30 protein-coding genes and 1 pseudogene are annotated in these 24476 nt (G+C 68.8%); 4 read left to right on the top strand and 27 right to left on the bottom strand.

Features of this window, described 5'->3' with window-relative positions; translation table 11 throughout:
• Positions 1 to 13 precede the first annotated feature (13 nt).
• The 14 genes from OCT49_RS39295 to OCT49_RS39230 form a co-directional block, all read right to left on the bottom strand.
• On the bottom strand, positions 14 to 487 hold the full coding sequence (locus tag OCT49_RS39295) for a phage tail tube protein (protein ID WP_283856969.1): 474 nt from the start codon (positions 485 to 487) through the stop codon (positions 14 to 16).
• 104 nt (positions 488 to 591) lie between these two features.
• Positions 592 to 1038: a hypothetical protein gene (locus tag OCT49_RS39290; protein ID WP_283856968.1), complete on the bottom strand. Its 447-nt coding sequence runs from the start codon at positions 1036 to 1038 to the stop codon at positions 592 to 594.
• Complete coding sequence (locus OCT49_RS39285) at positions 1035 to 1421, bottom strand: HK97 gp10 family phage protein (RefSeq protein WP_283856967.1); 387 nt, start codon at positions 1419 to 1421, stop codon at positions 1035 to 1037. The genes OCT49_RS39290 and OCT49_RS39285 overlap by 4 nt, the downstream gene beginning before the upstream one ends.
• Entirely contained in the window at positions 1418 to 1861 is a 444-nt protein-coding gene (locus tag OCT49_RS39280; protein ID WP_283856966.1) for a DUF6093 family protein, read from the bottom strand. The genes OCT49_RS39285 and OCT49_RS39280 overlap by 4 nt, the downstream gene beginning before the upstream one ends.
• Positions 1861 to 2241, bottom strand: coding sequence for a hypothetical protein (locus tag OCT49_RS39275; RefSeq protein WP_283856965.1), 381 nt, complete (start codon positions 2239 to 2241; stop codon positions 1861 to 1863). Before OCT49_RS39275 ends, OCT49_RS39280 begins: the two co-directional genes overlap by 1 nt.
• Positions 2238 to 3092: a hypothetical protein gene (locus tag OCT49_RS39270; protein WP_283856964.1), complete on the bottom strand. Its 855-nt coding sequence runs from the start codon at positions 3090 to 3092 to the stop codon at positions 2238 to 2240. Before OCT49_RS39270 ends, OCT49_RS39275 begins: the two co-directional genes overlap by 4 nt.
• A complete protein-coding gene (locus OCT49_RS39265) occupies positions 3089 to 3418 on the bottom strand; it encodes a hypothetical protein (RefSeq protein ID WP_283856963.1) in 330 nt (109 codons plus the stop codon). The genes OCT49_RS39270 and OCT49_RS39265 overlap by 4 nt, the downstream gene beginning before the upstream one ends.
• An 83-nt stretch (positions 3419 to 3501) precedes the next feature.
• Positions 3502 to 3786, bottom strand: coding sequence for a hypothetical protein (locus tag OCT49_RS39260; protein ID WP_283856962.1), 285 nt, complete (start codon positions 3784 to 3786; stop codon positions 3502 to 3504).
• Positions 3786 to 4835, bottom strand: a complete 1050-nt coding sequence (locus tag OCT49_RS39255) for a major capsid protein (protein ID WP_283856961.1) — start codon at positions 4833 to 4835, stop codon at positions 3786 to 3788. The genes OCT49_RS39260 and OCT49_RS39255 overlap by 1 nt, the downstream gene beginning before the upstream one ends.
• Before the next feature lie 17 nt (positions 4836 to 4852).
• Entirely contained in the window at positions 4853 to 5263 is a 411-nt protein-coding gene (locus OCT49_RS39250; RefSeq protein WP_283856960.1) for a head decoration protein, read from the bottom strand.
• 109 nt (positions 5264 to 5372) lie between these two features.
• On the bottom strand, positions 5373 to 6113 hold the full coding sequence (locus OCT49_RS39245; protein WP_283856959.1) for a hypothetical protein: 741 nt from the start codon (positions 6111 to 6113) through the stop codon (positions 5373 to 5375).
• Between the two features lie 65 nt (positions 6114 to 6178).
• Positions 6179 to 8047, bottom strand: coding sequence for a hypothetical protein (locus OCT49_RS39240; protein WP_283856958.1), 1869 nt, complete (start codon positions 8045 to 8047; stop codon positions 6179 to 6181).
• A gap of 629 nt (positions 8048 to 8676) precedes the next feature.
• Positions 8677 to 10209, bottom strand: coding sequence for a terminase large subunit domain-containing protein (locus OCT49_RS39235; protein ID WP_283856957.1), 1533 nt, complete (start codon positions 10207 to 10209; stop codon positions 8677 to 8679).
• Positions 10206 to 10754: a hypothetical protein gene (locus tag OCT49_RS39230; protein ID WP_283856956.1), complete on the bottom strand. Its 549-nt coding sequence runs from the start codon at positions 10752 to 10754 to the stop codon at positions 10206 to 10208. The genes OCT49_RS39235 and OCT49_RS39230 overlap by 4 nt, the downstream gene beginning before the upstream one ends.
• Before the next feature lie 111 nt (positions 10755 to 10865).
• Between OCT49_RS39230 and OCT49_RS39225 the strand changes: the two genes are divergently transcribed.
• A complete protein-coding gene (locus OCT49_RS39225; RefSeq protein ID WP_283856955.1) occupies positions 10866 to 11552 on the top strand; it encodes an Rv1352/Rv1906c domain-containing protein in 687 nt (228 codons plus the stop codon).
• An 850-nt stretch (positions 11553 to 12402) separates the two neighbouring features.
• On the opposite strand, the gene OCT49_RS39220 is transcribed toward OCT49_RS39225, so the two are convergent.
• From OCT49_RS39220 to OCT49_RS39160, 13 genes are all read right to left on the bottom strand, one after another.
• Complete coding sequence (locus tag OCT49_RS39220) at positions 12403 to 12888, bottom strand: hypothetical protein (RefSeq protein WP_283856954.1); 486 nt, start codon at positions 12886 to 12888, stop codon at positions 12403 to 12405.
• A gap of 196 nt (positions 12889 to 13084) precedes the next feature.
• Positions 13085 to 15139 carry a hypothetical protein gene (locus OCT49_RS39215; protein WP_283856953.1) on the bottom strand — a complete coding sequence of 685 codons (2055 nt, stop codon included), beginning with the start codon at positions 15137 to 15139 and terminating at the stop codon, positions 13085 to 13087.
• A gap of 145 nt (positions 15140 to 15284) precedes the next feature.
• Positions 15285 to 17519, bottom strand: a complete 2235-nt coding sequence (locus OCT49_RS39210) for a hypothetical protein (RefSeq protein ID WP_283856952.1) — start codon at positions 17517 to 17519, stop codon at positions 15285 to 15287.
• On the bottom strand, positions 17516 to 17764 hold the full coding sequence (locus tag OCT49_RS39205; protein ID WP_283856951.1) for a hypothetical protein: 249 nt from the start codon (positions 17762 to 17764) through the stop codon (positions 17516 to 17518). The genes OCT49_RS39210 and OCT49_RS39205 overlap by 4 nt, the downstream gene beginning before the upstream one ends.
• A gap of 46 nt (positions 17765 to 17810) precedes the next feature.
• The gene (locus OCT49_RS39200) at positions 17811 to 18980 is read right to left on the bottom strand and encodes a hypothetical protein (protein ID WP_283856950.1); all 1170 of its coding nucleotides are present in this window, start codon (positions 18978 to 18980) and stop codon (positions 17811 to 17813) included.
• Positions 18981 to 19022: 42 nt separating this feature from the next.
• Positions 19023 to 19175 carry a hypothetical protein gene (locus tag OCT49_RS39195; protein WP_283856949.1) on the bottom strand — a complete coding sequence of 51 codons (153 nt, stop codon included), beginning with the start codon at positions 19173 to 19175 and terminating at the stop codon, positions 19023 to 19025.
• 41 nt (positions 19176 to 19216) lie between these two features.
• Positions 19217 to 19495 carry a hypothetical protein gene (locus OCT49_RS39190; protein WP_283856948.1) on the bottom strand — a complete coding sequence of 93 codons (279 nt, stop codon included), beginning with the start codon at positions 19493 to 19495 and terminating at the stop codon, positions 19217 to 19219.
• Between the two features lie 89 nt (positions 19496 to 19584).
• Positions 19585 to 19761, bottom strand: coding sequence for a hypothetical protein (locus OCT49_RS39185; protein WP_283856947.1), 177 nt, complete (start codon positions 19759 to 19761; stop codon positions 19585 to 19587).
• A gap of 34 nt (positions 19762 to 19795) precedes the next feature.
• Positions 19796 to 20146 (bottom strand): ParB/RepB/Spo0J family partition protein, encoded by a 351-nt coding sequence (locus OCT49_RS39180; RefSeq protein ID WP_283856946.1) that lies wholly within the window; start codon positions 20144 to 20146, stop codon positions 19796 to 19798.
• Positions 20147 to 20228: 82 nt separating this feature from the next.
• Positions 20229 to 20393: a hypothetical protein gene (locus tag OCT49_RS39175; protein WP_283856945.1), complete on the bottom strand. Its 165-nt coding sequence runs from the start codon at positions 20391 to 20393 to the stop codon at positions 20229 to 20231.
• Between the two features lie 18 nt (positions 20394 to 20411).
• Positions 20412 to 20813, bottom strand: coding sequence for a hypothetical protein (locus OCT49_RS39170; protein WP_283856944.1), 402 nt, complete (start codon positions 20811 to 20813; stop codon positions 20412 to 20414).
• Positions 20813 to 21271 (bottom strand): hypothetical protein, encoded by a 459-nt coding sequence (locus tag OCT49_RS39165; protein WP_283856943.1) that lies wholly within the window; start codon positions 21269 to 21271, stop codon positions 20813 to 20815. The genes OCT49_RS39170 and OCT49_RS39165 overlap by 1 nt, the downstream gene beginning before the upstream one ends.
• Position 21272: 1 nt before the next feature.
• The gene (locus OCT49_RS39160; protein ID WP_283856942.1) at positions 21273 to 21572 is read right to left on the bottom strand and encodes a hypothetical protein; all 300 of its coding nucleotides are present in this window, start codon (positions 21570 to 21572) and stop codon (positions 21273 to 21275) included.
• 214 nt (positions 21573 to 21786) lie between these two features.
• Here OCT49_RS39160 and OCT49_RS39155 point away from each other — a divergent pair, with 214 nt between their 5' ends.
• The 3 genes and pseudogenes from OCT49_RS39155 to OCT49_RS39145 form a co-directional block, all read left to right on the top strand.
• Positions 21787 to 22068: a helix-turn-helix transcriptional regulator gene (locus OCT49_RS39155; protein ID WP_283856941.1), complete on the top strand. Its 282-nt coding sequence runs from the start codon at positions 21787 to 21789 to the stop codon at positions 22066 to 22068.
• 214 nt (positions 22069 to 22282) lie between these two features.
• Positions 22283 to 23701 (top strand): helix-turn-helix domain-containing protein, encoded by a 1419-nt coding sequence (locus OCT49_RS39150; RefSeq protein WP_283856940.1) that lies wholly within the window; start codon positions 22283 to 22285, stop codon positions 23699 to 23701.
• Between the two features lie 11 nt (positions 23702 to 23712).
• Positions 23713 to 24476, top strand: a pseudogene (locus OCT49_RS39145) (RibD family protein); the annotation flags it as partial.

Here is a 24476-nt window from a genome sequence, read left to right as displayed (position 1 = left end):
GGGGGAGGCGGGGTCAGGTCCCGGCGGGGACGGTGGCGTTGAGGAGCGGCCGGTCGGTGATCGCGAACGCCACGGTGATCTTCGCGGCTTCGTTGTCGAGGGTGATCGCGGCGGAGTTCGAGGAGACCGTCACAGGGAAGACGTCCATGCCGGCTGCGCCGGGGGTCTTGCCCTTGCGGCAGATGATGATGAAGCCGGTGGTGCCCTTCGCGAGGTCGGTCTCGATGTCGTCGAGGGTGTCGTCCTCGTAGAACGTGATGGACGAGTCGGCCGCCGTGTCGTCGCCGCCGATCTTGCTGACGAACGTGGACGCCAGGTCGGGGGTTTCGATCATCTGATTTTCGATGCTGAACCCGTCGACGGCAGCGATCTGTCGGCTGTAATCGGTGGCGCTGGTGAGTTCGGCGGTGGTCGGCAGGTATCCGGGGTCGGCGATCGCCGTCGCGAAGAGGATCTTCGAGACGCCCTTGCGCTGGAACCTGGGCATAGTGGTGGCCCCTTTACATCTCACGCGTGAGTGGAAGTCGGCCACCGGTGGGTGGCGCGTCCGCGCTGGGGCCGCCGCGGTGCGGTAGAGCGCCTGGCCAGGGGTCAGGCGGGGGTCAGGTCGAACCTGAACCGCTGCACGTAGCTGATGATCCCATCCGTGGGGTCAGTTGTTGCCCCTGGTTCCACCTCCAGGGTTCGGGACATGACCTTTGCGCCGGGGATGACCAGCGGGTGCAGCCACAGCCCGGTGGCGGGGTCGCGGCCCAGGAACGTGGTGCGGGCCTTGTCAGCGAGGAGTTCGGCCTGGTCGAGAGTGCCGGCGGATCCGGGCCGGGTGGGGGCGGGGCCGGACACGGATGTCACCTGGTAGACGAGGCTGATGTCGTCGTGGGTGTCGGCGAGGGGCGGCCCGTCGAGTCCGGTGTCGAGGGAGTACAGCAGGTAGTACGGGGGTTTCGCGTCGGGCATGCGGCCGCGGCCGACCGGCAGGGCCGTAGCGGAGGTGAGGAGCGCGGCCAGGGCAGCGGTGACGGGGCGTCGGGGAATCACTGGAGCACCTCCGCGATGGCGTACCGCATCTCCATCATCAGCGTCGCGCCGATGTAGTCGATGGCTGGGCCGACATGCGGGAATGGGGGCTGGTTGTAGACGCGCCCGAGACTGTCTGGTCCAACGAACCCGAACTCGAGGCGGCGGCCTTGAGGGGCGTTTGTGCCGATGGTGCACATCGCCCCGTACGGAAGGCGGCGGCTCTGCGTCTCCCAGGAGTTGCGGTACGCGCCGGTGATGACGTTCGGGCCGGGCCGCCCGGACGCGTTGCCGCGGATCCGGGCGCGTCCGAGCTCTCCGGTGTGCCGGACGGCCCTCTGGATCGCGGGCCCGATGCGGGTTGCGGCGTGGTCGAGGCGGTCGGCGAGTTCGTCGGGTGTCACGGCGCCCCCGTCCGGAGTTGGTCGAGGGGGGTGATACGGACGACTTCGACGGTGCCGGCCCGGCCGGGGTCGGTACAGGTCCAGGAGCGACCGAGGAGCCCGGTACGTGCCGGGTCGTGGACGGCCACCACGGTGACCACGGCGTCCTTCGGGGGGATCGGTGCGGGCAGGGGGGTGAGGAGCCGGTACCGGGAGGTGGTCTCCTGCACCCACGGCAGGTTGTGGTCCGGGATGGCGGAGATCTCTGCCTGGGCGGCAGAGCCCTGCACGGCGCCGGGCCCTTCGTAGAGGATGTCGCCGTCGGGGTACTCGAGCTGCCCCGTGGCCTCGTTCAGGACCGGGTCGCCGGTGGCGGGCAAGGTGACGCGGACGGTGTCGATGAGGAGGTTGTCCCCGATCCATGTGGTAACTCCGGCGAGGGCCGCGTCGAGTCCGGCCATCAGGTCCTCCCCTGCGCCCAGTCGGCCAGCTGCCGGAGCATGGCCACGGTGAGTTCGTTGGGGCTGCCGTCGAGGTCGTCTCGCTCCAGCGCGGCGCGGGACAGGGCAGCAGGTTCGATGTTCGCCAGGAACGCGGCGATGATCTGGCCGTCGTCCTGCTCGGGTGTGGCGACCGCGACCTGGGCGAGCCCGTCAAAGTCGAGCCCCCGATGTGGGACGGTGTGGAGTACGAGCACCGGGGGGCCGCCGACCTGGTGCTGGAGCTCGTAGCCTCGGATCGAGCGACTGATATCGGCACCGTCGATCTCGACCTTCCCCATGACGCCGTCGGCGGTGATACGAACGTGGCGGGGCTCGTCGGCCATGCTTGGGGCGGTCATGCAGGGTCTCCGGATTCGATGTCGGTTCGGCCGTTGAGATCGGGGCGGGGGATCCAGGAGCGGATGCAGCCGTGGTGGGCAGCGGGGTACATGGACGCTTCGTCGATGCTGCGGATCGTGCCGTCCGCGTGGTCGGTGTCCTGATGTGAGACGAACCCGCACTCAGGTCCGTCGACGCACTGCATCCACTCCGCTTCCAGTTCCCACCGCGCGGTGTTGATCGCTCCCCTATTCGCTGTGGCGACTCCCTGCCACGACAGGGCTGCGTGCGCCCAAGCAGCGACCGGGTGGCGGGACTCGTCGGCGTAGACGATTGTCGCCAGAGGGTAGGCGTCCGACAGTTCCTTGCTGTTGATGCCGGTGTGGTTGCGGCCGAGGACAACGTCCCGGGTGGCGTCCTGCGCGGCACGGGCGAATGCCTGGGCGCGGCGGACGGCTTCCTGGATGCGGCGGATCAGGTCGACGTAGAACGTAGCGGTCAGGGGGGCGATGGCGGCCTGGTGGTCGATGGACCACTGGAACAGGTCGATGGCCTCGTTGGCTCGGCGCAGCGCCTGGAGGGCGCCGTTGCGGTACACAGCGGGCAGGTCTATGGCGGCCCAGCGTTCCGCGAACGCGCGGGCGTCCCGGTCGAACATGGCGACCTGACGGTTGAACTCGTTCATCGCGGCCCGGGACCGGGTGGTGGCACCGATGCCGGGGCGGATGCGTTCCAGGGTGCGCAGCAGCACGTCCTGGGCGGTGATGAGACGCCCCCAGTCCCGGGTGAGGCGTTGCGTGGAGACGGTGATCAGGGCGAGGAGCTCGGTCTGTGTCTCCCGGTCCTGGCGGGCGGGTGCGGGGGTGCTCATCGTCGGGGCCGCTCAACGAGCGGAAGGGTCCCGAACCCGTCCGGACCGGTTTCGTCCGGCGGATCGTCGGGGCCCGGGGGGTCTCCAGCTTCCAGGGCGGCGATCTGCCGCTCCAGGGCCTTGATGTTCTCGGTGTAGGACACGGACACGACACCGGACACGTTCACGGTCGACGGCTGGGTGCGCAGGGTGGCCAGCCGGCCTCGGAGTACTTCGAGGGCTACAGCCCGGGCGGTCCCGAGGCGGGCGTAGCGGGCCTCGAGGTCGGGCTGGTCGAGTGGGGTGCCGAGCTGGGATTCGAGCCAGGCCCGTACGGCTGCGTCCATGGGTCCTCCGGTGCGTGCGGGGCGGGAAGGGGGCAGGTGCGGGCCCGCCGTTGGCGCCCCACCAGGGGCGGGCCCGCCACCGCTTACTGGCCGCCGGTGCCCTCGTCGGCGGCCGTCCGGCCCCGGGCCGGCTTACGGGCCGCCCGCTTGGCGGCCGGCTTGGTGTCCGCGTCGTCGTCCTCGCCCGTGGGGTCGGAGGAGTCGGCGGCCTGCTTCGCTGCGGCGGGGAGGTTGCTGTCTTCCCACGCTGCCGGGTTCGTGATGAGGGCGGCGAGCCTCGTGTCGGGCTCGCTTCCCTCGTCCAGGCGGACGGTCTGGTGCGTGTCCGGGTCCGTGACGTACACGGTCGCTGCCAGCCGGGCGCCCATCAGAAGACCTTGGCGGTGATGTGGATGTCCGGCACGTACAGCACCGGCATGGCGACGGCCGCGCCCTTGGTCCACACCTGGACCGGGTCGTCCTTGTAGCCGTGGGTGACGACGATGCCGGGGGCTTCCTCCCGCTCGATGGCGGGGTTGCCGCCCGAGGACAGCACGAGAGACTCGGCGGTGACGCCGTACTGCGTCTCGCCCCACGTCTGCGGGGTGGGGGGCAGCATCAGCCACCGGTCCTCGGGGATCGGGCGCTTCATCGTGCCGTCGTCCAGGGGGATCTGGACGTCGTACACCTCGATGGGCGGGAGGCCGTAGCGGGCGCGGACGACGTCGACCTCGTTCGGAGCGAGGACGGCGGTCGGGGTGGTCGACGGGGACACGCTGCCGTAGAAAGCGGCCCGGTAGGAGTTGTTCGCGGCGAGCAGGGCGCGAGCCTTGTAGGAGGTGACGACGCGGGACGGGAGCGGGGCGCCGGAGGCGCGGAGCGTCTCGATCCAGGCCATCTCGTCCTTGAGGGCGTCCGCGGTCGGGTCGGTCCACGCGGTGGCTGCGGTCGGCATGTTCGCGGAGGGGACACCAGCGTCGTACTCGACGGTGAGTCCGTTCTCCCCGGACAGGGTGAACTTGCCGTCGGTGAGGAGGTCACCGACGGCGAGCTCGAGGCGGGACTTGATGGACTGCACGTGCGCGGCCACGTCCTGGTAGAGCAGTTCCACGAGCTCGGACGCGTCGGCGCCGCGGGAGGTGTCGAGGAGGATCTGCTCGAGCTCGCCGACCAGGTACTTCTGACCCAGGGGCGGGAGCATGCCCTCGGTGACGATGCGCTTGGCCTCGCGGGTCGCGACGGCGGTCTGCGCGTCCCACGCCCGGTACTTCGCCGCGTTCACTCGGCGGGACGTGGACTTGATGCGGAACTTCACCGAGTTGATGGTGCGTTCCGGCATGACGGAGAGGGTCAGCGCGTAGTCCGCCGGGGTCTGTACGGCCCGTGCGAACGCGTTGATCTCGGTGGCGTCGATGTCCCTGAGCAGGGTCTCAAGCATCAGTGTTCAGCCCTTTCTCAGGAGAAGTGGATGAGGTCGGTGCGGCTGGCCGCGTCAGGCACGGTGAGTGCGACGGGGAGCTTGGCGGTGTCGACGTCGCCGTGGACCAGGAGCGCCCCGCCGACCTTGGTGGAGGCCGGGTTGAAGTGGGTATCCGTGGCGAGGAGCCCGGCGAGGATCTCGGTGCCGTCGGTCGCGCCCGAGGTGTAGGGGGCGTACAGGCCCGATGCGGTGACCTTCCCGAGCGGCAGGCCCGACTTGAACACGGCCTGCGGGGTCGTGGCCGTGGCCGGCAGGTAGTGGGTGCCCGACGTGAACTTGGCGACGTCGAGGGTGACGGTGGCGTTCATGCCCGAGCCGTGCAGGTTGCGCAGCCACCGCCGGTCGGCGGTCACGGTCTCGGTGGTGGTCATCGGCTGGAGGTCCACGCCGATCTCCTCCCGTGGAATGTGGGGTGGCACTGGGGGTGCGGACACCTGTCGGGTGTCGTCCACGGGGGTGGTGCGGAGAGGGCGTGGTCCCTCAGCTCGGGTGGGATCAGGCGGCGTCGGGGCGCCGGAATCCCATCTGTTCGGCACGCTTACGGGCGCGGGCCTGGACGTCGTCCTTGCCGGCCGGGGTGCGCGGCGGGCTCCCGGCCGGCGCGCCGCCGGGGGCGGGCGGAAGCGCACTCGGCTGCGGGGCGGGCTTGGTGCCGAAGAGTTCGGGGCGCCGCTCCTTCAGCTTCTCCGCGGCATCCCGCACGGTGCTCTCGTCGGCGCTGTCGTCGACGCGGAGCAGGGCGGCCGCGTCTTCGAGGTCGTCACCGGTCGCACCGAGCCCGACAAGGACGGCCCGCCGGTTGGCGTCGCGCTCGCGGGCGGTTGCGGCGGCTTCCCGGGCAGCGAGTTCCCGTTCACGCTGCTCCAGCTCCTGGCGGCGCTTCTCGTCCTCGGAGAGGGCGTCCTGCTGGGCCTTGCGGGCGGCGGCAATGAACGCCTTGGCGTCGTCGACATTGTTGAAGCCGTGCTCGGCAGCGAACTCCTCGAGCGCGGTGCGGGCCCCGGCACGCTGCCCCTGGGCCTTCTCCTTCGCAGCGAGTGCCTCGACCTCGGCCTGGGTGAACGTCCGTTGGGCGGGCGGGGCGGGCTTCGGCGGATCGGCCGGGTTGGGGACACTGCCCACGGGCGGGTCACCGCCGTCGTTGTAGAACACGGCGAGACTGTCGACGCCGGTGTACGGGTGCGCCCACGCCATGTGGGCGGCAGGGGCGCGGTGGTGCTGCGTGGGGCGACGCATGAGGGCAGGTCCTCCCAAGGACGTTCCAGGCCCCGCGCCTGAGATCAAGGAAAGCATGGCCAGGCTCATTCGTTCCCCCTGCTTCCCTGCTGCCTCTGTGCGGCAGGGTCGTCGACCGTTGCGGCCGCAGGCAGGCTAGGGAGTTGGACGGCCGGGGCGACCTGCTCGTCGGGGGCCTGACGGCCGAGGAACGCGGCGACCTCGTCGGGGTTGCCGAGGGCGTCGGCCAGCATCCTGGCCTGCTCGAAACTGCGGGCCTGGATCTGCTCGATCTCCTTCTCTGCGCCATCAATGGGCCACCCGGCTTCGGTGAGCATCCGGATCGCGGTCTCAAGGCTGATGACCTCGGCCTTGTACGCGGTGGCGACCTGCTCGAGGACGGCGGCCTTGTCCGTGGGGGTGTACGGGCCGCGGACCAGTCGGGCCGGGAGCGGGGTGACACCGGCCCAGTCGGGGTGCTGGCCGGCGAGGAACAGGCGCTGCACGAAGCGGAGCAGCAAGCGGTCCTTGTGGTCGCGGGCCAGGCGCATCCCGGAGATGAGGGAGTCGAGGGGGCCGAGGGACAGTTCCAGGGCGTACCCGGAGGGGACCTTGGAGGGGTCCATGGTGCCGAGGGATACGGCGGGCAGGCGGACGACGTTCGCGGCCCGGTCGGCGAGGTCGTGGCCGTGGGCTCGGAGTTCGCGGAGGGCGGGTGAGGTGTCGACGGCGGTCAGGCGGCCGTTCTCGCCGAGGGTGAAGAGGGTGCCGGGCCCGACGTGCTGGTCGTGGCGGTGGTTGGTGATGCCGGAGATGCCGATCATCGGGAGGCCGGTGGTGGCGGAGGCGCGGGCACTGTCGGTGTCGGTGGAGGCCAACTCATCGAACGCCTGCAGGGCCTTTGCCAGGCTGCTCTGCCCCCAGTGCTCCTCGGCGGGCGGGACGGTGTTCGGGACGTGGACGACCGGGATGAAGTCGATGAGGAGGTCGAGGTGGTCGAGGACTTCCCCGGACCCGTTGGTCGCGAACGACGCCTTGTCCATGGGCAGGTCGTCGACGTCGACGCCGCCTTTGAGGTCGCCGAGTTCCCAGGTGGCGTCGGTGAGGTAGCAGGTGCGGTACGCGGGCTCGTCGCTCCACGGGTACATGCGGCTGATCGCCCCGGTGTCGTCGACTTGGTCGCCGCGGCCGAGGACGGGCGCGGCTGGGGTGTCGTCGGTGGGGTCGGACATGACGGGGGCCCGGACGGCCCGGCCAGCACGGTCGATACCGGAGGCGGTGGCGGGGCGGATCCAGTCCAGCTCGTACGTGATCCGGCGCAGCCGCGGCTTGAGGCCGCGCTTGGGGTCCTCGGGGAGCTCCCATGCGATGTGGACCCGGTCCGGGTAGTCGGCGCCGTCTCCGTCCTCGGGCAGGACGGGGAAGTAGAAGCCCGGGTCGTACGTCTTGAGGCGGGGCCGCTGCTTCGCCGGGTCCCAGTACAGGAGGTACACGCCGTCACCGAGGCCGACGGCCTTCCTCTCGCACTGGAGCATCCGCATCGGCAGGAGTTCGTTGTCCGCCCAGTCACGCAGCAGGCCCTGGACGCGTTCGGCTGCGGCGGCCGTGGTTTCGTTCTCGGTGTCGGTCTGCTCGGCACCGGGGACGATGATGTGCTGCTCGCGGCCCATGACGTGCGCGACGAGCGTGTCGATGAACATCGACGGGTCGCCGAACTCGCGGCGTTCACGGGCGGATGGGCCGTCGCGGAGCTCGGCGAGTTCGCCAGCCTGGTTGTTGTCGTAGGCGGCGAGGAGCTTGTACGCGGCGAGGCGCCGCTCGTCGGCGGCCGGCACCCAGGAGGCATGGGCCTCGGGGAACGCTCGCCGGTTGGGCATGCCGAGCGAAGGGTCGGAGTAGACGGGCTTGTAGTTCAGCCACGACCAGGCGTCGATGACCAGGCTCTTGAGGCCCACGGGGCACGCCTCCGTATCAGGCCCCGCGCCATGTGATCAGGGTACGGACGGCCGGGACGAATGTTGCCCCTGGTGTTCCGGGCGGGCGCAGCCATACCACGTGCGCTTGACCCTAAAACCTTTTTGGGCAGTCATTTGTTCGTTTGTGTGGCTGAACTTTTCTTGTTTTATGGTCAGTTGGCGGAGTAGGCCGCCTAGAGTCTGTGCCGTGGCGTTGCCGTTCCTCGACCGCCCTTCCGGGCCTAGGCCGGAAGGGAGTCACCCTTCGGGCACCCGAAGAACAGAGGAATCATGATCGGTAACGGCGAACAGCCGGACTGGGACCGTTGGGCCTTCTACGTCGCGCTGATTGAGGTGGCTCTCAATCTGACGTTCTGGCTCAACAGCTAACAGCTAGCCCGGCTGTTCGCACCACAGTGGCGGGGTCGCGTCCTTCGGGACCGGCCCCGCTTCCCTTGGTCCACCTCAGCGCACTGCGTAGTGCGGTCGGTGAGCCAGCGCCCAATGTAGTCGCGCAACCGCAGCATTGGGATCGTGATATCAAAAAGTCCACCCGGGTGGCATTACGGATCCGGAAGTCACGCTTGATCAAATACGGATCCGGCAATGCCGGACAGCAGTACTGATGGTCATCGCCTACCAGACAAGCGCTGGTCGGCATACGGGGAGCTACCCACGGACGCGGCCGCCGGGTCGGCAAGCTCGGTAAGCAGGTGAACGGCGGCGTCCATGCGGTCCGGGGAGTCCATACCTGGGATCCATGACACGTACTGGACCTCAAGCCCGGGGAACTCACCAACGTGGTGGACATGCCCGTTCTCGTACAGCTGGGCAATGGGCTCGGCGCGTAGCCGTTTCCCGACCTTGGCGGTCACTTCGATGATGCGCGGCATGAGCATGCCGTGGGTGGCGCCCTCGCGTTCGAGTTCCGTCCAGGCTTGCCGGAGGATCTGGGCGGCCATGTCCCCGCCGAAGTTGGACTCGACGACGAACGCGTCAGCCTGGAGCTCGATTGCAAGGAGGCAAGCAGCTCTCCCCCACTTGGCGGCGCCCATTTTCCTGGACTGGTCAGCGAGGAGGTACATCTCGCCGCGGGCGTCGCGGCCGCCGCCGATGAGGCCGACTTCGTCGCTGTCGTCGCGGCCGCCGGCGGTGTCGATGGCGACGAGGGTGCGGGTGAGGTCGACGCCGCGGAAGGCTTGTGGGGTGATGCGGTTGTCGGTGATCCACGGCCACTTCCAGACGCCGCCTTCCAGCGGGCGCGGTTCCTGCTGGTAGAGGGCCCACCAGCCGCGTTCGCCGACGTCCTTCTTGAAGCGGTCGAGGTGCTTTCGGTGGAAGCGTTCGGGCCAGAGGGGCTCGCCGATCTGCCGGCCGAGGGGGTCTCCTTCGGTCATGGCGATGGCGGGGAGGTTGAGGACGGTCCAGTCCTTGGCTCCGCCCTGGAGGATGCGGCCTGCGAGGTCGTTCTCGGACCAGCGGGTCTGGATGACGATGATGGAGCCGTTGGGTTCCATGCGGGTGTTGATGACCTGCTGCCACCAGTCCCAGAGGGTGGCGAGTTTGACGGGGCTGTCGGCGTCCTTGGCGTCTTTCAGGGGGTCGTCGACTATGGCGACGTTTGCGCCCATGCCGGTGAGGGAGCCTCCGACGCCGGCGGTGACGAGCCCGCCTTCGGTGCCTTCGAGGTCGAATCGGTTCGCTGCTTGGGAGCCGTAGCGGAGGTTGATGCCGATGGTGTCGCCGTGGGCGCGGATGTTGTCACGGATCCACCTGCCGTGGCCTTCGGCGAGCTTGGCCGCGTATGAGGCGATCATGATGCGGTGGTCGGGGTGTCTGGCCAGGTACCACAGGGGTGCCCACCGGGCCGCCCGAGCGGACTTCCCATGGCGAGGAGGCATGTTCAGCAGGACGCGCATGCGTTCGCCGTTGGCGATGCGGACGAACGCCTGATCGATGAGATCCAGGTGGCGGGCCTGCCACTCGCGGCCCCCAGTGAGCGCTGATGCCATGGCGCCCGGGGATCGTTCGATGGCCATCTGCTGTTCGGCCCATGCCAGGGCAGCCCGGGTTTCCTTGTCGGCGAGCCGGGTGATGGTGGCACGCTGCTCGGGGGGCAGAGTGCGGTAGACGGCGACCTGCCGTTCGAGGGCTGTGGTCACTCGTCGGCGACCTCTTCCTCGTCGGCCGGGGTAGACGTGGCCGTATTCATGGGGGCGTCGCTGTCGAGCCGGCTGGTTGCGGCGATGAGGGCGGCCAGCTTGTCCGGGTCGGCGGTCGACACGGCGAGCGGCCCTCCTTCGGCTCCGGTGACCTCGGCCTTGACGGGCATGTCGAGGCCATTGAGCTTGGCGCGGCGGTCCATGAGCTTGAGGACGGTATCGACGGCCTTCAGGTCGATCTCCCGCGCTACCTCCATGCCTTCGCGGTCGAAGACAGGGCTGGGGGTGGTGGCCTTGCCCCAGACGGCTTCGAGGAGGGAGTCGAGACGTTCGTTCTCCTGCTGCCGGTACACGGAGATCTCGGCGGCTTCCTCGTCGCGGTTCTGTTCGAGGGCCCGGATGAGGTCCTTCCGCGCTGCGCCGGAGCTGCTGTATCCGAGGGCGAGGATGAGCGGGTCGTCGAAGCGGACACCGCTGCGACGGAGTCGGATGAGGTCGGCGCGGCGTCCTGCGGTCTCGGCTTGCTTGGCTTTGGAGGCTGGCATGGCGGTCGGGGCTCCCGCTGTGTCGTTGTCAGGCCCCGCGCCTGGTGCTGATGATCCCCGATGTTCGGGTTTTGGTTCCCCCTGGCCGGTCTGGGTGGCATCCTGCGCGCCATGAGGCATATGCGTGGGGTGGGTGCTGTCGTGGCGGGAATTGCTGCGGTGGTCGTGTTGTCCGGGTGTGGCGGTGATGAGGCGAAGCCGGCCTCGAGCCCGTCGGCGTCGGAAGGGACCGCCGATGCGAAGCCATCGGAGCCGGTGCCGTCCGAGGCAGCGGAGTATCCGGCGACGCCCGAGGGTGACATAGACCGGCTGGCCGACGAGAAGGGCTGGGTGGTCGATGACCTGTATCCGGCGGCGTCGGACTTCGTGACGGACATTTGCGAGTCGTTGCCGGTGAGCGCGGTCGATGGGGTTTCGCGGCCGCAGTGGCTGGCTGAGTCCGGGAACTTCGACGGTGACGGGAAGGCTGTGCTGCAGGCGGGGATCCCGAAGCTGTGCCCGAAGTGGTCGCCGGTGCTGAAGCAGGCCGTGTCAGGGAGGTACGACCGGTGGTTCGGTGACGGAACGTATGTGGTGTCGAGCGAGCCAGGGGCCGCCGAGGACGAGGAGACGATCCCGCCGGGCACGTACCGGGCCAGGGGCAGCATGAAGGACTGCTACTGGGAGCGGACCACGAAGGGCGGGGACATCATCGACAACAACCTTGCGACTTCGGCGCAGGAGATCACGGTGACGATCCGTGCGTCGGACGGGCAGTTCACGTCGGAGCGGTGCGCGGTGTGGAAGCCCGTGAAGTAGGGGCTGGTACGAAGTCGGGCCCGGCACCATGGGGTGCCGGGCCCGGTGCTTACAGCAGGTCAGTAGCGGGCGATGAGCCAGGCGATGACCAGGCCTGTGGCGAAGTCACCGAGCCGGTACGCCACGCCGCACATGAAGCTCGCGTGGACGCCGCGGCCATACCTGACCAGCCATTTCCGCAGGTGGGGGGCGAATGCTTGGCGCTGCCTGTCAACACGAGCGCTGTGCTTAGGGGGCTGTTTCGCGTTACTCTCCACTCGGAGTCCTTCCGTCATGCCGATGAATGGGACACCGCGCAGGAGCCCCCCTCGACTTGTGGCCTAGGAACCGTGTTGAGGAAGCGGGGCTCTTTCGCGTGTGAGCAGTCTACGTATGCAGGTCCGACAACCCTGCCGTTCCGCACGGGGACTCGGCAGCATGCAGGCGACCTTCCGGACAATCCGTCACAATTTTGAATGGTCGCTCTGACACTGAGCATCATGAGATCTTCCGAGACTCACCGAGCCTCATCGAGGCCCACAACCGGCAGTGATTCGCGGCACATTTCCTCGTCGTTCTCGCGAAGGGCGTGTCGCGCCATGCATCGGCCCCACCAGCGGGGGGTGCTGGTGGGGCCGGGTTGAGCCGCGTGCGTCTGGGGGTGTCGCACGGTGGGCTCGGATGGTTGGTGTGCGGCACGGCCCGTTGTGCGTCGTCCGGGCGCGGGGACACCGTGAGACTCGGCAGTCCGGGCCGTGCAGTACCAGCGTGACGTACGGGAGGCCGTTTGTCCGGGCTGCTATCCCCGGGCGCTTGTTGATGGTGGGGGCTGGCCCAAGGCGGGCGGTCACTACGTGGGTGCGAGGCTCGGTCACCTGGGCAGCTGGTTGCGGGTGTGGGCGATGACGCCGCGGGTCTGGGTGGTGAGGCTGCGCTGGTCGATGGTGACGTTGCCGTTGTAGTGGTGGTGGACGGGTGCGGGTGCCGCTTCAGCTACGGCCTTGGCCTTGCCGACGAGGCGGGCGATGGCGAGGACGAGGACGGTGGGCGCCCCAAAGGCGATGGCGCAGACCGCAGGGTCGGCGTATCCGGAGGCGAGCATGACGAGGGAGGCTCCTCCGCCGACCATGAGGCTGGCTGCTCCCCCAGTGAGCATGATGGTGCTGATGTCGGTGGCGCGCTGACTCATGGGCGGCCGGCCGGGCTGGGGCACGGGCGGGGTGGGCCCGATGGCGGGGAGCGGGGCGTCGTCGCGGTGGCTGGTCGGGGTGCGCATGGCGTCTTCGACGGCGGCGAGGAACTGGGCGGCCTGGTCGTTGATGACGAGCTGGGCGGGCTGCTGCGGGTTGGTGTTCACGGAGGTTCCTTCGTGTGGCGGCGGTGGTGGTATAGAGACGCAGGAAGCCCCCGGGGGCGACCCCGGGGGCTTCCCTAGTCGTCCGGTTGTTCAGTCGTCTTCGCTGACGGAGCCCGACGACTCGGCGAAGTAGATGGCCGCGAAGCGTACGGCTGAGTGTTCGCTGAGTCCGGCCCTCTTCAGGCTGTTGATCAGCTCACTCATGTGGAACATCGCCTCGTCCATCGGCGTCATCTTCAGGTCCGGGGACTCTTCCGACATCAGGAACCTCATCGCACTCGATTGACACTGCCGCGTAGGTTCCATCATCCCCCTTGACGAGCCTGTTCTGCAGGCCAAGTTTGGCGCAAAGGTCACGGAAGGTGCGGCCGGACTTGTCGTAGCCAGCCCTGACCATCAGCGGGTACACCTCGGACGGTTTGACCGGACGGCCCTGCGCCGCGAACAGTTCAATGGCGAGGTCGTCGTTGGACTTCGGACGCTGCGAAGCCTTCGCGAGTTCGATCGCAGCTTCTTGCTGCGCGGCCCTCTCGAGCTCGTCCTCGTCGATCAGGGCTTCGCTCAGGCGCGGGATGTCGGCGCTCTTCCCGGACAGGGGCGCGGCGATCGGGTCGCCGTCGCTGTCGGTCGCGCGGCCGAGCAGCAGGTCGTACGACGCGGGCGTTTCCCAGGAGCTGTACAGCTCCCACACGGACTCGTGCATCCGGTCTGGTGTGACGTTGCCGTATGCGTCGCCGCGGAGGTTCGGGATGATCCGGGCCCAGCGCTGCGACCATGCGAGGCCCATGGCTTTCGCCGTGATCGGGTCCATGTCCGGCCTGATGTCGGAGAGCTGCCGTGCCGCGTCCATGAACAGGGACTGCATGCGTGTGTAGTCGTCGCTGCCCTCGGTGAATGCTTCGGCCATGGTGGCGTACGCCTTCGCCGGGGTCGGCTGGAACGGCCCCTTGGTCGTCGACATGTACGCCACGGTGCCGGGGTCGGTGAAGATCGCCATGTCCGGGGCGCCGCTGTCCGGGAACAGCATCTGCAGCTCTGACGAGTTGTTCGTCCGTAGGCCGATGCGGCCGGGGGTGAGTTCGTCCATGGTGCCGGTGATGTACTCGCGGGTGGCACGGAGACCGGTGTTGCTCACGCGGACGTTGACCGACCGGCCCTCTTCGATGATGAAGTCGAGGCCAGCGAGGACGTCGTCGGGCATGCTCTTGGTCTCGTCGACCCGGATGTGGATGGCGGGGATGTCCGGGCGTGCGGGGAGGTTGTCGACGTCCTCGTCCTCGAGGAGGTCGGCGTACTCGGTTTTGCGGGCGGCGATCGCGGCCTGCGCTGCCTGGATGACGAGGCGGCATTCGTCCTCGGTTGTGGCCGGCCAGTCGATGAGGGGGCGACCGATGCCATGCCGCAGGTACGGGTTCACAAAGACCGCGCTCATCTTGGCTGAGGTGTCGAGGTCGATGACGATCGCGTCGCAGCAGCGGACAAGACCGAGACCGAGCGTCTTCATCAGGGCGGTCTTGCCGGAGCCCTGGGCGCCGATCGCGATGAATCCCTCGTCCTTCAGGTTCAGGCCGGCTTCGGCCCCGTTGCCGATGATGCCGAAGCCGACGGGCTTGTTGATCGTGGTGGGTGTGAGCTTGGGGTACGGGATCGCGCCGGACATCATGTTCTTCCGGGTGAGCGCGATGAAGACCACGTTCCGGGGGACGTCCGGGCCGCCGGCGTTGAAGGACACGCCACCGCCCTTCGGGAGGTGCAGGGCGCCGGCGAGGGCAGCCTCGTAGCCGCGGAGGGCGTCGATGTTCAGGTGCGCCGGCAGGGTGACCTTCACGGTTTCACCGGCGCCGCTCGCCCACTTGTCGACGACCGGGTCGGCGAGAGCGCCTTCGATACCGCACACGTCCTCAAGCAGGCGAGCCCACGCGTCCTGGGCGCCCTTGATCTCCTGGCCCTGCTCCAGGCGGCGGTCGAGTTCCTTCTCGGCCGCCTTCGTCTCCTCGCCCCACCGGTCCATGCCGATGTTGACGGCCGCGCCGGTTGCCCAGATCGCCCCGCCGAACGCCATTTTCAGGAGGCTGGGGCCTTCGGCGAGGGTGTACGACAGCCATCCGGTCATGGACAGCCACGATGCGGCGCGGGCGACGGTGACGCGCCGCCATGACCCGCGGGCCTGCTCGTACGCAACTGCGGCGGCGGTGCAGATGACGCCGGCACCCGCGCCAGCCACCCACGGGATGTCGACGAGCGGGGCCACGAGCGCGGAGGCGACAGCGAGTTCGCCGCCCCACGCCACGAGCCGCCCGGGGGTGACGGCGTCCCTTGAGAAGTCCCACTTCTTCGGTTTGTCGGTGAGTGTCACCGGCAGTTCTGCACTGGACATGGCCTGTCTCCCTTCCTGGTTAACCGGACGCCCCGCGGCGGCCGACGACGTCCCATTTCCGTTCGGCGTAGGCGCCCTTGCCCCCACGCCCCTTCGCGTTCAGGGTGAGCTCGCGGTGATGGACCTTCTTCGCGGCCTTGATTGCTTTCTTCAGCTCGTCGGAGACGCGGAGGACCTGCCCGGCGGTGCGCAGGACGGTTTCGTCGACGACACCCTCGGTCGGCCAGGTCTTCTGCATGCGCCGGTAGAGCTTGGTGATCGAGTCGGCTACGGCGTTCACTCCGGCGGCCGAGCCCGCGACTTCGGACAGCACGGTGACCATGTGGCCGCGGTTGAAGCCCTTCATCAGGTTGATCAGCTTCTTTGTGCTGCCGTCCGAGGCCGGTACGAGCTTTCCTCCCCCGCCGTTCGATCCGGCCGACCCGCCGGGAAGGGACAGACGTGCGGAGTTCGCCGAGGCGATCGCAGCCCGCAGTTTCGCGGCGTCGAGCGTTCCGGGCGCGTTGCGGATGTTCCAGCGTTCCTCACCGATACGCGGGTCCATGACTCGGATGATGTCCTCGCGGTGCGCCTGCACGAAAACGACCATGATGTTCTGCGCCATGGCGCCGGCTGTGCGGGCGGCCACGGCGGCGTTGTTCAGGTGCTTGATGACCGAGGGGTGCAGGGGCGCGGTGCGGGAGAGGGCCCGGCCAGCTTCCAGGACGGCGACGGACAGGTTCTTGCACATGTTCGGGATGCCGGTGAGTTCGACGATGTGGTCGGCCATGTCGGCGTCGTCGTCGCTGTGCAGGCCGTGGGCGAGTTGGTCGGCCATGGCGCGGAGGATCGCGAAGGCTGTGGAGGTGCGGAAGTCGATCTGCCGCGCGACGGCGACTCCGGCCGTTCGGGTGCCGGCCGGTGCGGCCTGGATCGCGGGGTAGTTCACGGGGGTGCTCCTCGGTTTCTCGGCTGCTGCGGTGAGGGCGAGCAGTTGGTTCTCGTTGTGCAGCTCGAGGTCGATGCGCTGGTTCTCCTGCCGGATCACCTCGTGCTTCACCTGGCGCGGGTCGCCGGCGTTTCCGTCTCGGGCCGCCTTCTGCGCCGCTTTGTTCCCTGCCGTGATTGCGTCGCGGCGGCGTTCCCGCTCGCGCTTGGCTTTCACGAGTGCGATCCGGTCCTCGTCGATCACCTCGGCGTCGATGACGTCGTCGGGGTCGACGCCCGGCTTCGGCGGCAGGTCGTCGTCTACGAGTTCGGCGTCGATGTACTCGTCCGGGTCGTAGTCGGGCTTCGGCGGCACGTCGCCGCTGGCACCGTCCTTCGGCCCCTTCGGGTCTTTCGGGTCGAGGCCGTCGCGCGCCGTGGTGTGTGCCGCGTCGTCACCCTGGGCCTTGTCCTTGTCTTTGTTCTTGTCTTTGTTCTTGTCTTTGTTCTTGTCCTTCTTCGTCTTGTCGGGCTTGTCGCCTCGGCTGCGCCACGGTCGCTCGCTGTCCGGCTGCTTGCCCCGGTTCTTCAGCAGACCGCCCTTCGATCCGCCCTTGGGGCTGGTCTCCAGGCCCTTCGCGCCGCTGTCCTTGGCGGGCTTGTCGTGCTTCCCCTTCGGCTCGGTGCCGTTGCCGTTCTTCGGTGTCTTGTCCTTGTCTCCCTTGCCCGGCTTCAGCTTGTCGGCGAGGTCCTTCCCGAACTTGCTGAGCTTGTCGGCGACCGGGTCCTTCACCTTCGGTTTGCGGTGGTGGCCCGTCCCGTCGGCCCTGTGCCCGTTCGGCGAACGGTCGCGGCCGCTGCCGGGGCTGTGGTTCCCGCGGTCCGTGCCACCGTTGCTGCGGTGCCCGTTCCCGTGTCCGTTCCCGAACGGGCTGCGGCCCGGGTCGGTGGTGTGGGGGCTGTTCTGGTTGGTGTTCTCGTCGTGCTCGCGTCGTCGGCTGCGCCACATCACCGCGGCGGCGAGGGCCGGTCCGGCGATGCCGCCGATGACTGCGCCGACCGGGCCGGCGATGAGGAATCCGGCCCCGATGGCAGCCGTTTCACCGCTCACGCTGTGTGAGATAGCGGCGTATCCGTTTCGCAGCGAATTATCCGTGTTGCCCCGAGATTGGCGCGGGGCGGGGCGGGGCGGGGAAGCGTTTCGGGGCTGCTGAACGACCACCAGGGGGCCCTGGGGGCTGTTGTCGCTTCCGCCCCGCCCCGCCCCGCCGCCGAAATTGTCACTCAACGTAGTTGCGGCGGGTGCCGTCGAACCAAGATCGAACGAAGAAATCGTGTCGGCACTCACCTCTTGCACTCTCCTTCGACAATCTCTGGCTGGGTGGTCTGCGGGGGCCATCCGCCGTATCCGGTGGCCTCGTACGGGTGCTGGTGGCGCAGGTTCTCGATGTGCTGGAGGGCCGCGTACAGCTCGTCACGGATCTCCTCCATGTCCAAGTCCGGGTTGCGGGCCTCGGCGGTCTCGATGCCGTCGGTTCCGCTGGGGCGGATGTCGGGGGTAGCGAACGGGTGCGTGATCAAGGTGGTGGCCATCGGGGGCTCCTTCGGGTGCGGATCGGGTGTCTGGTCTGAGCAGGGCTCACATGTAGAGCCCGGTCCCTTCGCTGATCCGGTCGCGCGCGTCCTTGAGCCGACGGCCTGCGGTAGCGGGGCTCACGCCGAGGAGCTGAGCCGCAGTGGTCTTGGTGAGCCGGTCGCCGATGGTGAGCCGGTGAGCCAGGGTCGCGATCTGCTGCTCCTTCTCGTCTGAGCCGGTCTCCGTCTCAGCGGGCTCACCGGCGGTCGGCTCAGCGTCCGCATGGATGGTCTTGGTGAGGGTCGGCTCAGCCGGGATCAAGACGGGCTCACGGCGAAGCTGCTGGTCAGCCGGGGTAATGATCGCCACGAAGTCAGGAAGAGTGTGGGGGGCGGGGTCCTGGTTCGGCTCAGCGTTCTGGGTCAGGCTCACGGTGCTGCTGGTGAGCTCACGGGTCGGCTCAGTGGTCGGCTCACCCTGTTCGATGGCCGGGCTCACGGGCTGAGCCGGGAGGGGCTCACGGGTGTCGGTGAGCATGGACACGAGAGCCGCATCGGCTCCCTGAGTGAGCCGCTCACGCTGTACGGAGATGAGCCCTGAGCCGAGCTGGGTGTCGCCGTCACCGACCTGGCTCATGAGCTTCCACGCCTTGAGAGCCGACTTCCCCCGGACTTTCTCGTCGGGGTGCCGTTCGGCCTGAGCCGCGTGGAAGGCGATCTCACGCATGATCTCGGCGTTGCGGCGCTGCGCCTCGACGTCGACTCCGCTGGTGTGAGCCACGATCCGGCGGGCGAGGAAGCTGATGCCCTCGGCGGCTGCGGTCATGGCGAGGGGGGTGAGCCCGTAGACGACGGCTTCCTTCATCGTGGGGGCGATGACGACGCCCATGGTTGAGGCGGCGGCGGGAAGGACCCAGAGGGCTGCTCGGACCACGAGGGGGGCGGCCTGGCCGAGCATGGTGACGCCGATCATGACGATGGCGGCGACGAGGGTGGCTCCTTCGCCGGCGGCTACGACGCCGAGGGCGGTTGCGGAGCGGTGGAGTTCGGCGGTGGCGTTGGCGTAGGTGCCGATGGCGCCGCCGATGCCGACGGCGATCATCGGGAGGGTGGCCACGGCGAGCACCCACTTCTGCCCGCGGGTGAGCTTGCGGATGGGGACGCCCCCGGCAGTGGGCAGGGCCTGGCCCGAGGCGGGGCTGGTGGTCGGCTGCGTAGCCGGGGTGGTGGTCACGGGGATCGGTGTCCTTCCTGGTCGTGGTGCGGGGTGGGGTGGTCAGGCGGCGGGTGCCCAGAGGGCAGCGGTGTCGGTGAGGGCCTGGCGCCAGTCGCCGGTCAGGACGTGGTCGACGCTGTCGCCGAGGATCTGGTGGGCGGCTTCGCGGGCGTCGGCGTCGTTCTCGGCTGCGTCGTTCGTGGTGTCGTCCATGGCGGGGTCCTTTCTGGTCCATGTTGGTGGGGGTGGTGGGGTCAGGCGGTCGGCTTCGGCATGGCGCGGCAGGTCTCCGCGTGGCGTTGCGCACGAATCTGGAGCGGGAGGAGCGCGGTGGTGATCTTCCGGTCGACGTCCTCGACGCTGTCGTCGTAGGCGGTCCCCGTGAACTCTCGGTCCTGCCAGGGGCAGCGCTCGCCCTGGCAGACAGCGCGCAAACCATCTGCGGGCATGTAGGTGATGTCGACGGTGGCACCGCCCACGGTGAGGTAGCGGGCGATGACGTTCTCGGGCCAGGTGGTGGGCTGCGTGGTCATGACGGGCCTTCCAGTGGTTGGGCGGTTCGGGGAGTGCCCCGGGCCGGATTCGATCCGGCACCGTCGCGGCGTGGCCGGGGCTGGGGTGGTCAGCCGCGGCCGCCGAGCGGCTTGCCGGATGCGAGGTAGTCCTTGGCGCGCTGCAGCTCGTCGTGGTTGAGGGTCTGCTTGATCAGGGACCGGGTGTCGGCCGGCTTGGGGGCGACGATGGCGGCGGCGACGGCGAGGGCGGCGCATTCCCTGTCGGTCTTGTCGCGGAACAGCATGGGTTTCTCCTTCGGGTGAGGGCGGGCTGGCGGGTCAGAGGCCGAGGACGTGGTAGGGGAACGGGCCGCGCTCCCACGTCACGCCGAACGACCGGATCCAGTACCAGTGGAAGGGGAAGGTTTCGACGCCCAGGTTCATGAGGGCGATGGCCCGGTGGTGGCCGTCGGCGACGTACACGTCGTCGGGGTAGCGGTCGGAGATACCGAGCCGGATCGGGACCTGGAGCCCGTTCTTACTGATCGAGGTCTTGAGGTCTTCGACCTTGGCCCGGTCCTTGGCCCTGGTGGTGAAGCGGCGTTCGGCGTCGGCCCACCTGCGGTACTCGGTGGGGCGGATCTGCCGGTCGTTGAGGAGTGCGGTCGGCATCGTCCCGAGGTACTTCATCGCTGTCCTTCCCAATCGGTGGGGGGTGGTGCGGGGTCCGGTCGTCTGTCGGCTTGGCCAGCCCCCGCAGGGATGGGAACGGTCAGCGGGTGTGCTGGTCTTCGCAGTCCTCAGCCCACGACTGGTGCGGCCAGCAGGTGGTGCGGTCGTCGGCGTGCATGCCGGCGTCCTCGCGCTCGTTGTCGCGCTCGATGGCCTTGTAGAGCTTCTGGGAGAGGTCCGGCCCGAACCTCATGTGCTTCGGCATGGCGGTGGTCCTTCCGGGTCAGTTGCCGGTGATGGCGGCGGAGGCTTCGGATGCGTGCTGGTGGAGGTCGGGGTCGGTGAGGTCGTAGACGGCGGCTTCGCCGTGCTGCTGGGCGGTCTTCTGCTGGGAGAGGGGCAGGATGCGCAGGGCGGGGTTGGTGTCCGCGGTGGAGAGCCGGCCGACCAGGTAGGCGAGGGCGGTGAGGACGTCCGCGCCTTCGGATCCGGCGAGCGCGGCCAGGAGGGTCTGGGTTTTGTCGGCGGTGTGGCGGTCGAGGGCGAGAAGGCGGATCCCGGAGCGGATCTGGTCGATGCCGGGGTGGATGCCTGCCAGGTCGTCGAGGACTCCGGCGAGGTCGTCGTCCAGGGGCGGGACGGCGTTACCCGCGGTGTGTACGGGGCCGAGGTTCGTGCTGGCCATCACAGTTCCCCGTCCCATTCGCCGGCGACGAGCTGCTCGTATGCGGTGAGGGAGGCGTCGGCGTCGGGGCTGGTGAAGACGTCGTCGAGGAGGGATTCGGGGTCGACCTCGTTGAAGAGGTCGGTGATGTCGGCGTAGAGCTGGGAGTGGGTGTGGGCGACCGCGGCCGCGGACCACTGGCTGGGCCCGTTGTCCGGCAGGGCCTGGGCGGGGGTCTGGGGGTGGGTGGGGGCCGGGGCGGGGCCGACACCGGCCGGGCCTCCGAGGGCCTCGATGACCCGGGCAAGGACCGCAGCGGGCACGTCGACGCTGTAGCAGTCCTCCCACGGGGTGTCGGTCCCGGTGCCGAGGGGGGTGATGTTGAGGCGGGCGCCGGCCTGGCCCTGGAGGATGGCCCCGCCACCGAGCTGGTGCAGGGCAGCGACGAGGGCACGGATGCTGTCGGGGACGTTCGCCATCTCAGGCCACCGCCTTGATGACCCGGTCGGTGCCGGTCCAGGCGGTGCCGACCGCGCCGATGGTGTCGGCGGTGCAGTCGTGGACGATGACCGCGAACTGGGCCGCTCGTCGGCGGAGGATGCGGCGCGCTTCGTCCCGGTCGGTGGTGACGTCGAGGACCTCGTACACGCCGTCGGTGGTGCTGTAGACGACGCCGGGCTTCCTCGGGCCGATCTGGCCGGCCACGACACGGCGGAGAGCTTCTGTGATGACGGAGTCGGTGCAAACCTCAGCGACGTTGTCGCGGGGGTGGAGTGCCATTTCGGCACCCTGTGTGGGATCCTGCATGACGGATCGATCCTCCTGATTGCGCAGGTGGGGCGGTTCAAAGTCCTTCGCGGTGTTCCCGCACCGCTTGGGACACGCGGCCCCTGTCCGGCGAAAGCTGGGCCGGGGCCGTGCTGTTTTGCTGATACGAGAATGCCCAACCTGTTGGACATTGTCAAGCAGGTTAGCCATACTGAGCGGAGACGACATGCCCGAAAACCACGAACAGGAGGTCCCCGAGTTGCTGACCATCCCGGAGATCGCGAAGAGATGCGGGTTGAGTCGCCAGCGTGTACACGGGATCGCCAAGACCGACCCGGAGTTCCCGGCGGCGGTCATCGCGCCGGGCACGACCCGCGTGAAGTACCCGACCAAAGAGGTCGATGCGTACTTCAGTACCCGAGTGCTCCGGCCGGGCCGGCGAACGGACCTTGAGCAGAAGGAGGGAGCGGCCGGTGAAGATCCCGACGGCAACGGGAACGGCAGCTGACGGGCTTCGAACGAGGTCTCGTTCATGGCAACTCCTGAGGCCTGTGACGGTCCGCGGCTACGGTGAGAACTGCTGGCAGATCCGTTGTAAGTCGCAGACCACAGGCGGCGGGAGGGGCTACATGAGGCCCCGTCGGCTGGCCACGCAGGACACATGCGGTACCGGACAGAAGCGCCGAAATGCCGCCGCGAGGCGGGGGATGGAGAGGCAGCTCATGGCGCAAAAGCCCAATGAGCTGACGCCGGAGGCCGGCCCATGGCACCGGTGGGGACACGACCTGCGTATGGCGCGTGAGGCGCGCGGAATGTCGTTAGCCGGGCTGAGTGCGCGAGTCACGTACAACGCGTCCTACCTGGCAAAATTCGAGCGTGCTGAGCGCCCGGTGCCCCGTCATCTCGCTGCGTCGCTCGATGCAGCGCTGGACGTGTGCGGGGTGCTCCTGCATGGCTGGGACGTTGCTGCGCAGGAGTCAGAGGCCGGGGCACGGGCGTCTCGTGTCCATGTGGCCAACCGGCCGGGCCATGTGGCCAGCGGCGTGGACACGCTGGCTTTCCCGGGACCACGGGAGGCAGGCTCGCTGGAAGACGACACGGACACGGTGGTCGTCCCATGCCGCACTCCTGAAGGGATCCGATTCGTGCCCGTGCCCCGCCGCGCCGTTCTTGCGTCCGGCCTGGGTGGCCTGGCCGCTGCCAGCCTTCCCGCTCCGGCGTTTGCCGCGCCCTACTCCCCTGTCGGCTCGTCTACTCCCGCGCCGATTGAGCACTTTGCTCAGGTTCGACGGGTCCTCATCCAGACCGACAACCTGATGGGTCCTCGAACTGTCCTGCCAGCAATCACTCAGAAGCTCGGCGAGCTGACCGTGCTGCGCCGCAAGGCGCGCGGGAAGGACGCTGATCGGCTTCTCGAGCTGGAAACCCGGTTCGAGGAACTCGCCGGATGGCTGGCGCAGGACATCGGCGACGAGCGAGCCGCCTATGCGCACACCGCACGGGCCCTGGACGACAGTCACATCACTGGCGACCCGGAGCTGACGGCGTACATCCTGGGTCGCAAGGCGCAGCTGGCAGCAGACTTGGGGCATCGCAGTGATGCGCTTGGTCTCGCGACGGCAGCACGGCGCACCGCGCCCACGGGGTCACGACTCGAGGTCATCGCGGTAATGCACCAGGCGCACGGGCATTCCCTGCTCGGCGAGAAGCTGGAAGCTCTGCATGGCTACGACGAGGCTCTGCTGCTCCTCGACCGTGCGGATCAGGACGGTGTGTGGGGATCGTGGTTGGACGCGGCGTACATCCACACGGCTCGAGCCCGCTCGCTGGCGGATCTGGGAGAGCACAGTCAGGCCGTGGCCGGCTTCCGTGATGCGCTGGAGGCATTGCCCGCCGGATATCGGCGAGACCGCGGCGTGTACCTGGCACGCGCCGCCCGCTCCCATGCCGGTGTCGGCGACGTCGAACAGGCAGCAGCAGTGGGGCTGGAGGCGGTACAGATTGCCGCAGAAACCGGTTCTGCCCGCATCATCGACCAGCTCGGTCTGCTGGACGAGACGCTCGCCGCAACGCCGTCCGCAACAGGCGTCAAGGAGTTCCGTTCCGCACTCGACCGCATCCTCTACCACCCCGCCCAGTAAGGGAGCTGACTGTGCCCCGCCCGCATGTACTGCTGTCCGCGGCCGTCTCGATCGACGGCTACCTCGACACCCGGCCTGGTGAGGACCGGCTGCTGCTGTCCAACGACGCTGACTTCGACCGCGTCGATGCGGTGCGCGCCTCGTGCGACGCGATCCTCGTCGGCTCGAACACCCTTCGGCTGGACAACCCGCGGCTGCTGGTGAAGTCGGAGCAGCGGCGCGCCGACCGGAAGGCTGCAGGCCTGCCGGAGTACCCGCTGAAGGTCACCGTGACAGCCAGCGGGGACCTGGACCCGGAGTGGAAGTTCTGGCATTACGGCGGCCGCAAAATCGCGTACGCGGCAGGGCAGGAGGCCGCCGACAAGGCCCGCGGCCTCCTCGGCGATCTGGCCGACGTATACGCGATGCCGCCCGTGAAGAGCTGGGAGATGCTGCTCGAGCACCTGTACACGGTGCACGGGGTACGCCGGCTGATGGTCGAGGGCGGCGGACAGGTCCACACCCAGCTGTTGCAGCAGGGTCTAGCCGACGAACTGCACCTCGTCGTGGCTCCGCTCCTCGTTGGACAGGCCGACGCGCCGAGGATGCTCGGGGACGGGCCCTACCCGGGCGGTCCGCTGCGCCGCATGCACCTGCTGGAGTCCCGACAGATCGGCGACGTAATCCTCCTCCGCTACGCCCCGAAGAAGACGAGCGACGCCCAGGTGGCGGCGTGAACGACGCCTCATGGCTGTCCACCGCGTGCGAGCTGGCCGCTGAATGTCCGCCGTCGAAC

The organism is Streptomyces sp. ML-6, assembly GCF_030116705.1.
In the GTDB taxonomy this organism is placed as follows: domain Bacteria; phylum Actinomycetota; class Actinomycetes; order Streptomycetales; family Streptomycetaceae; genus Streptomyces.
Note: the sequence above shows the minus strand (reverse complement) of the source record. Positions and strands in the feature narration are given on the sequence as shown.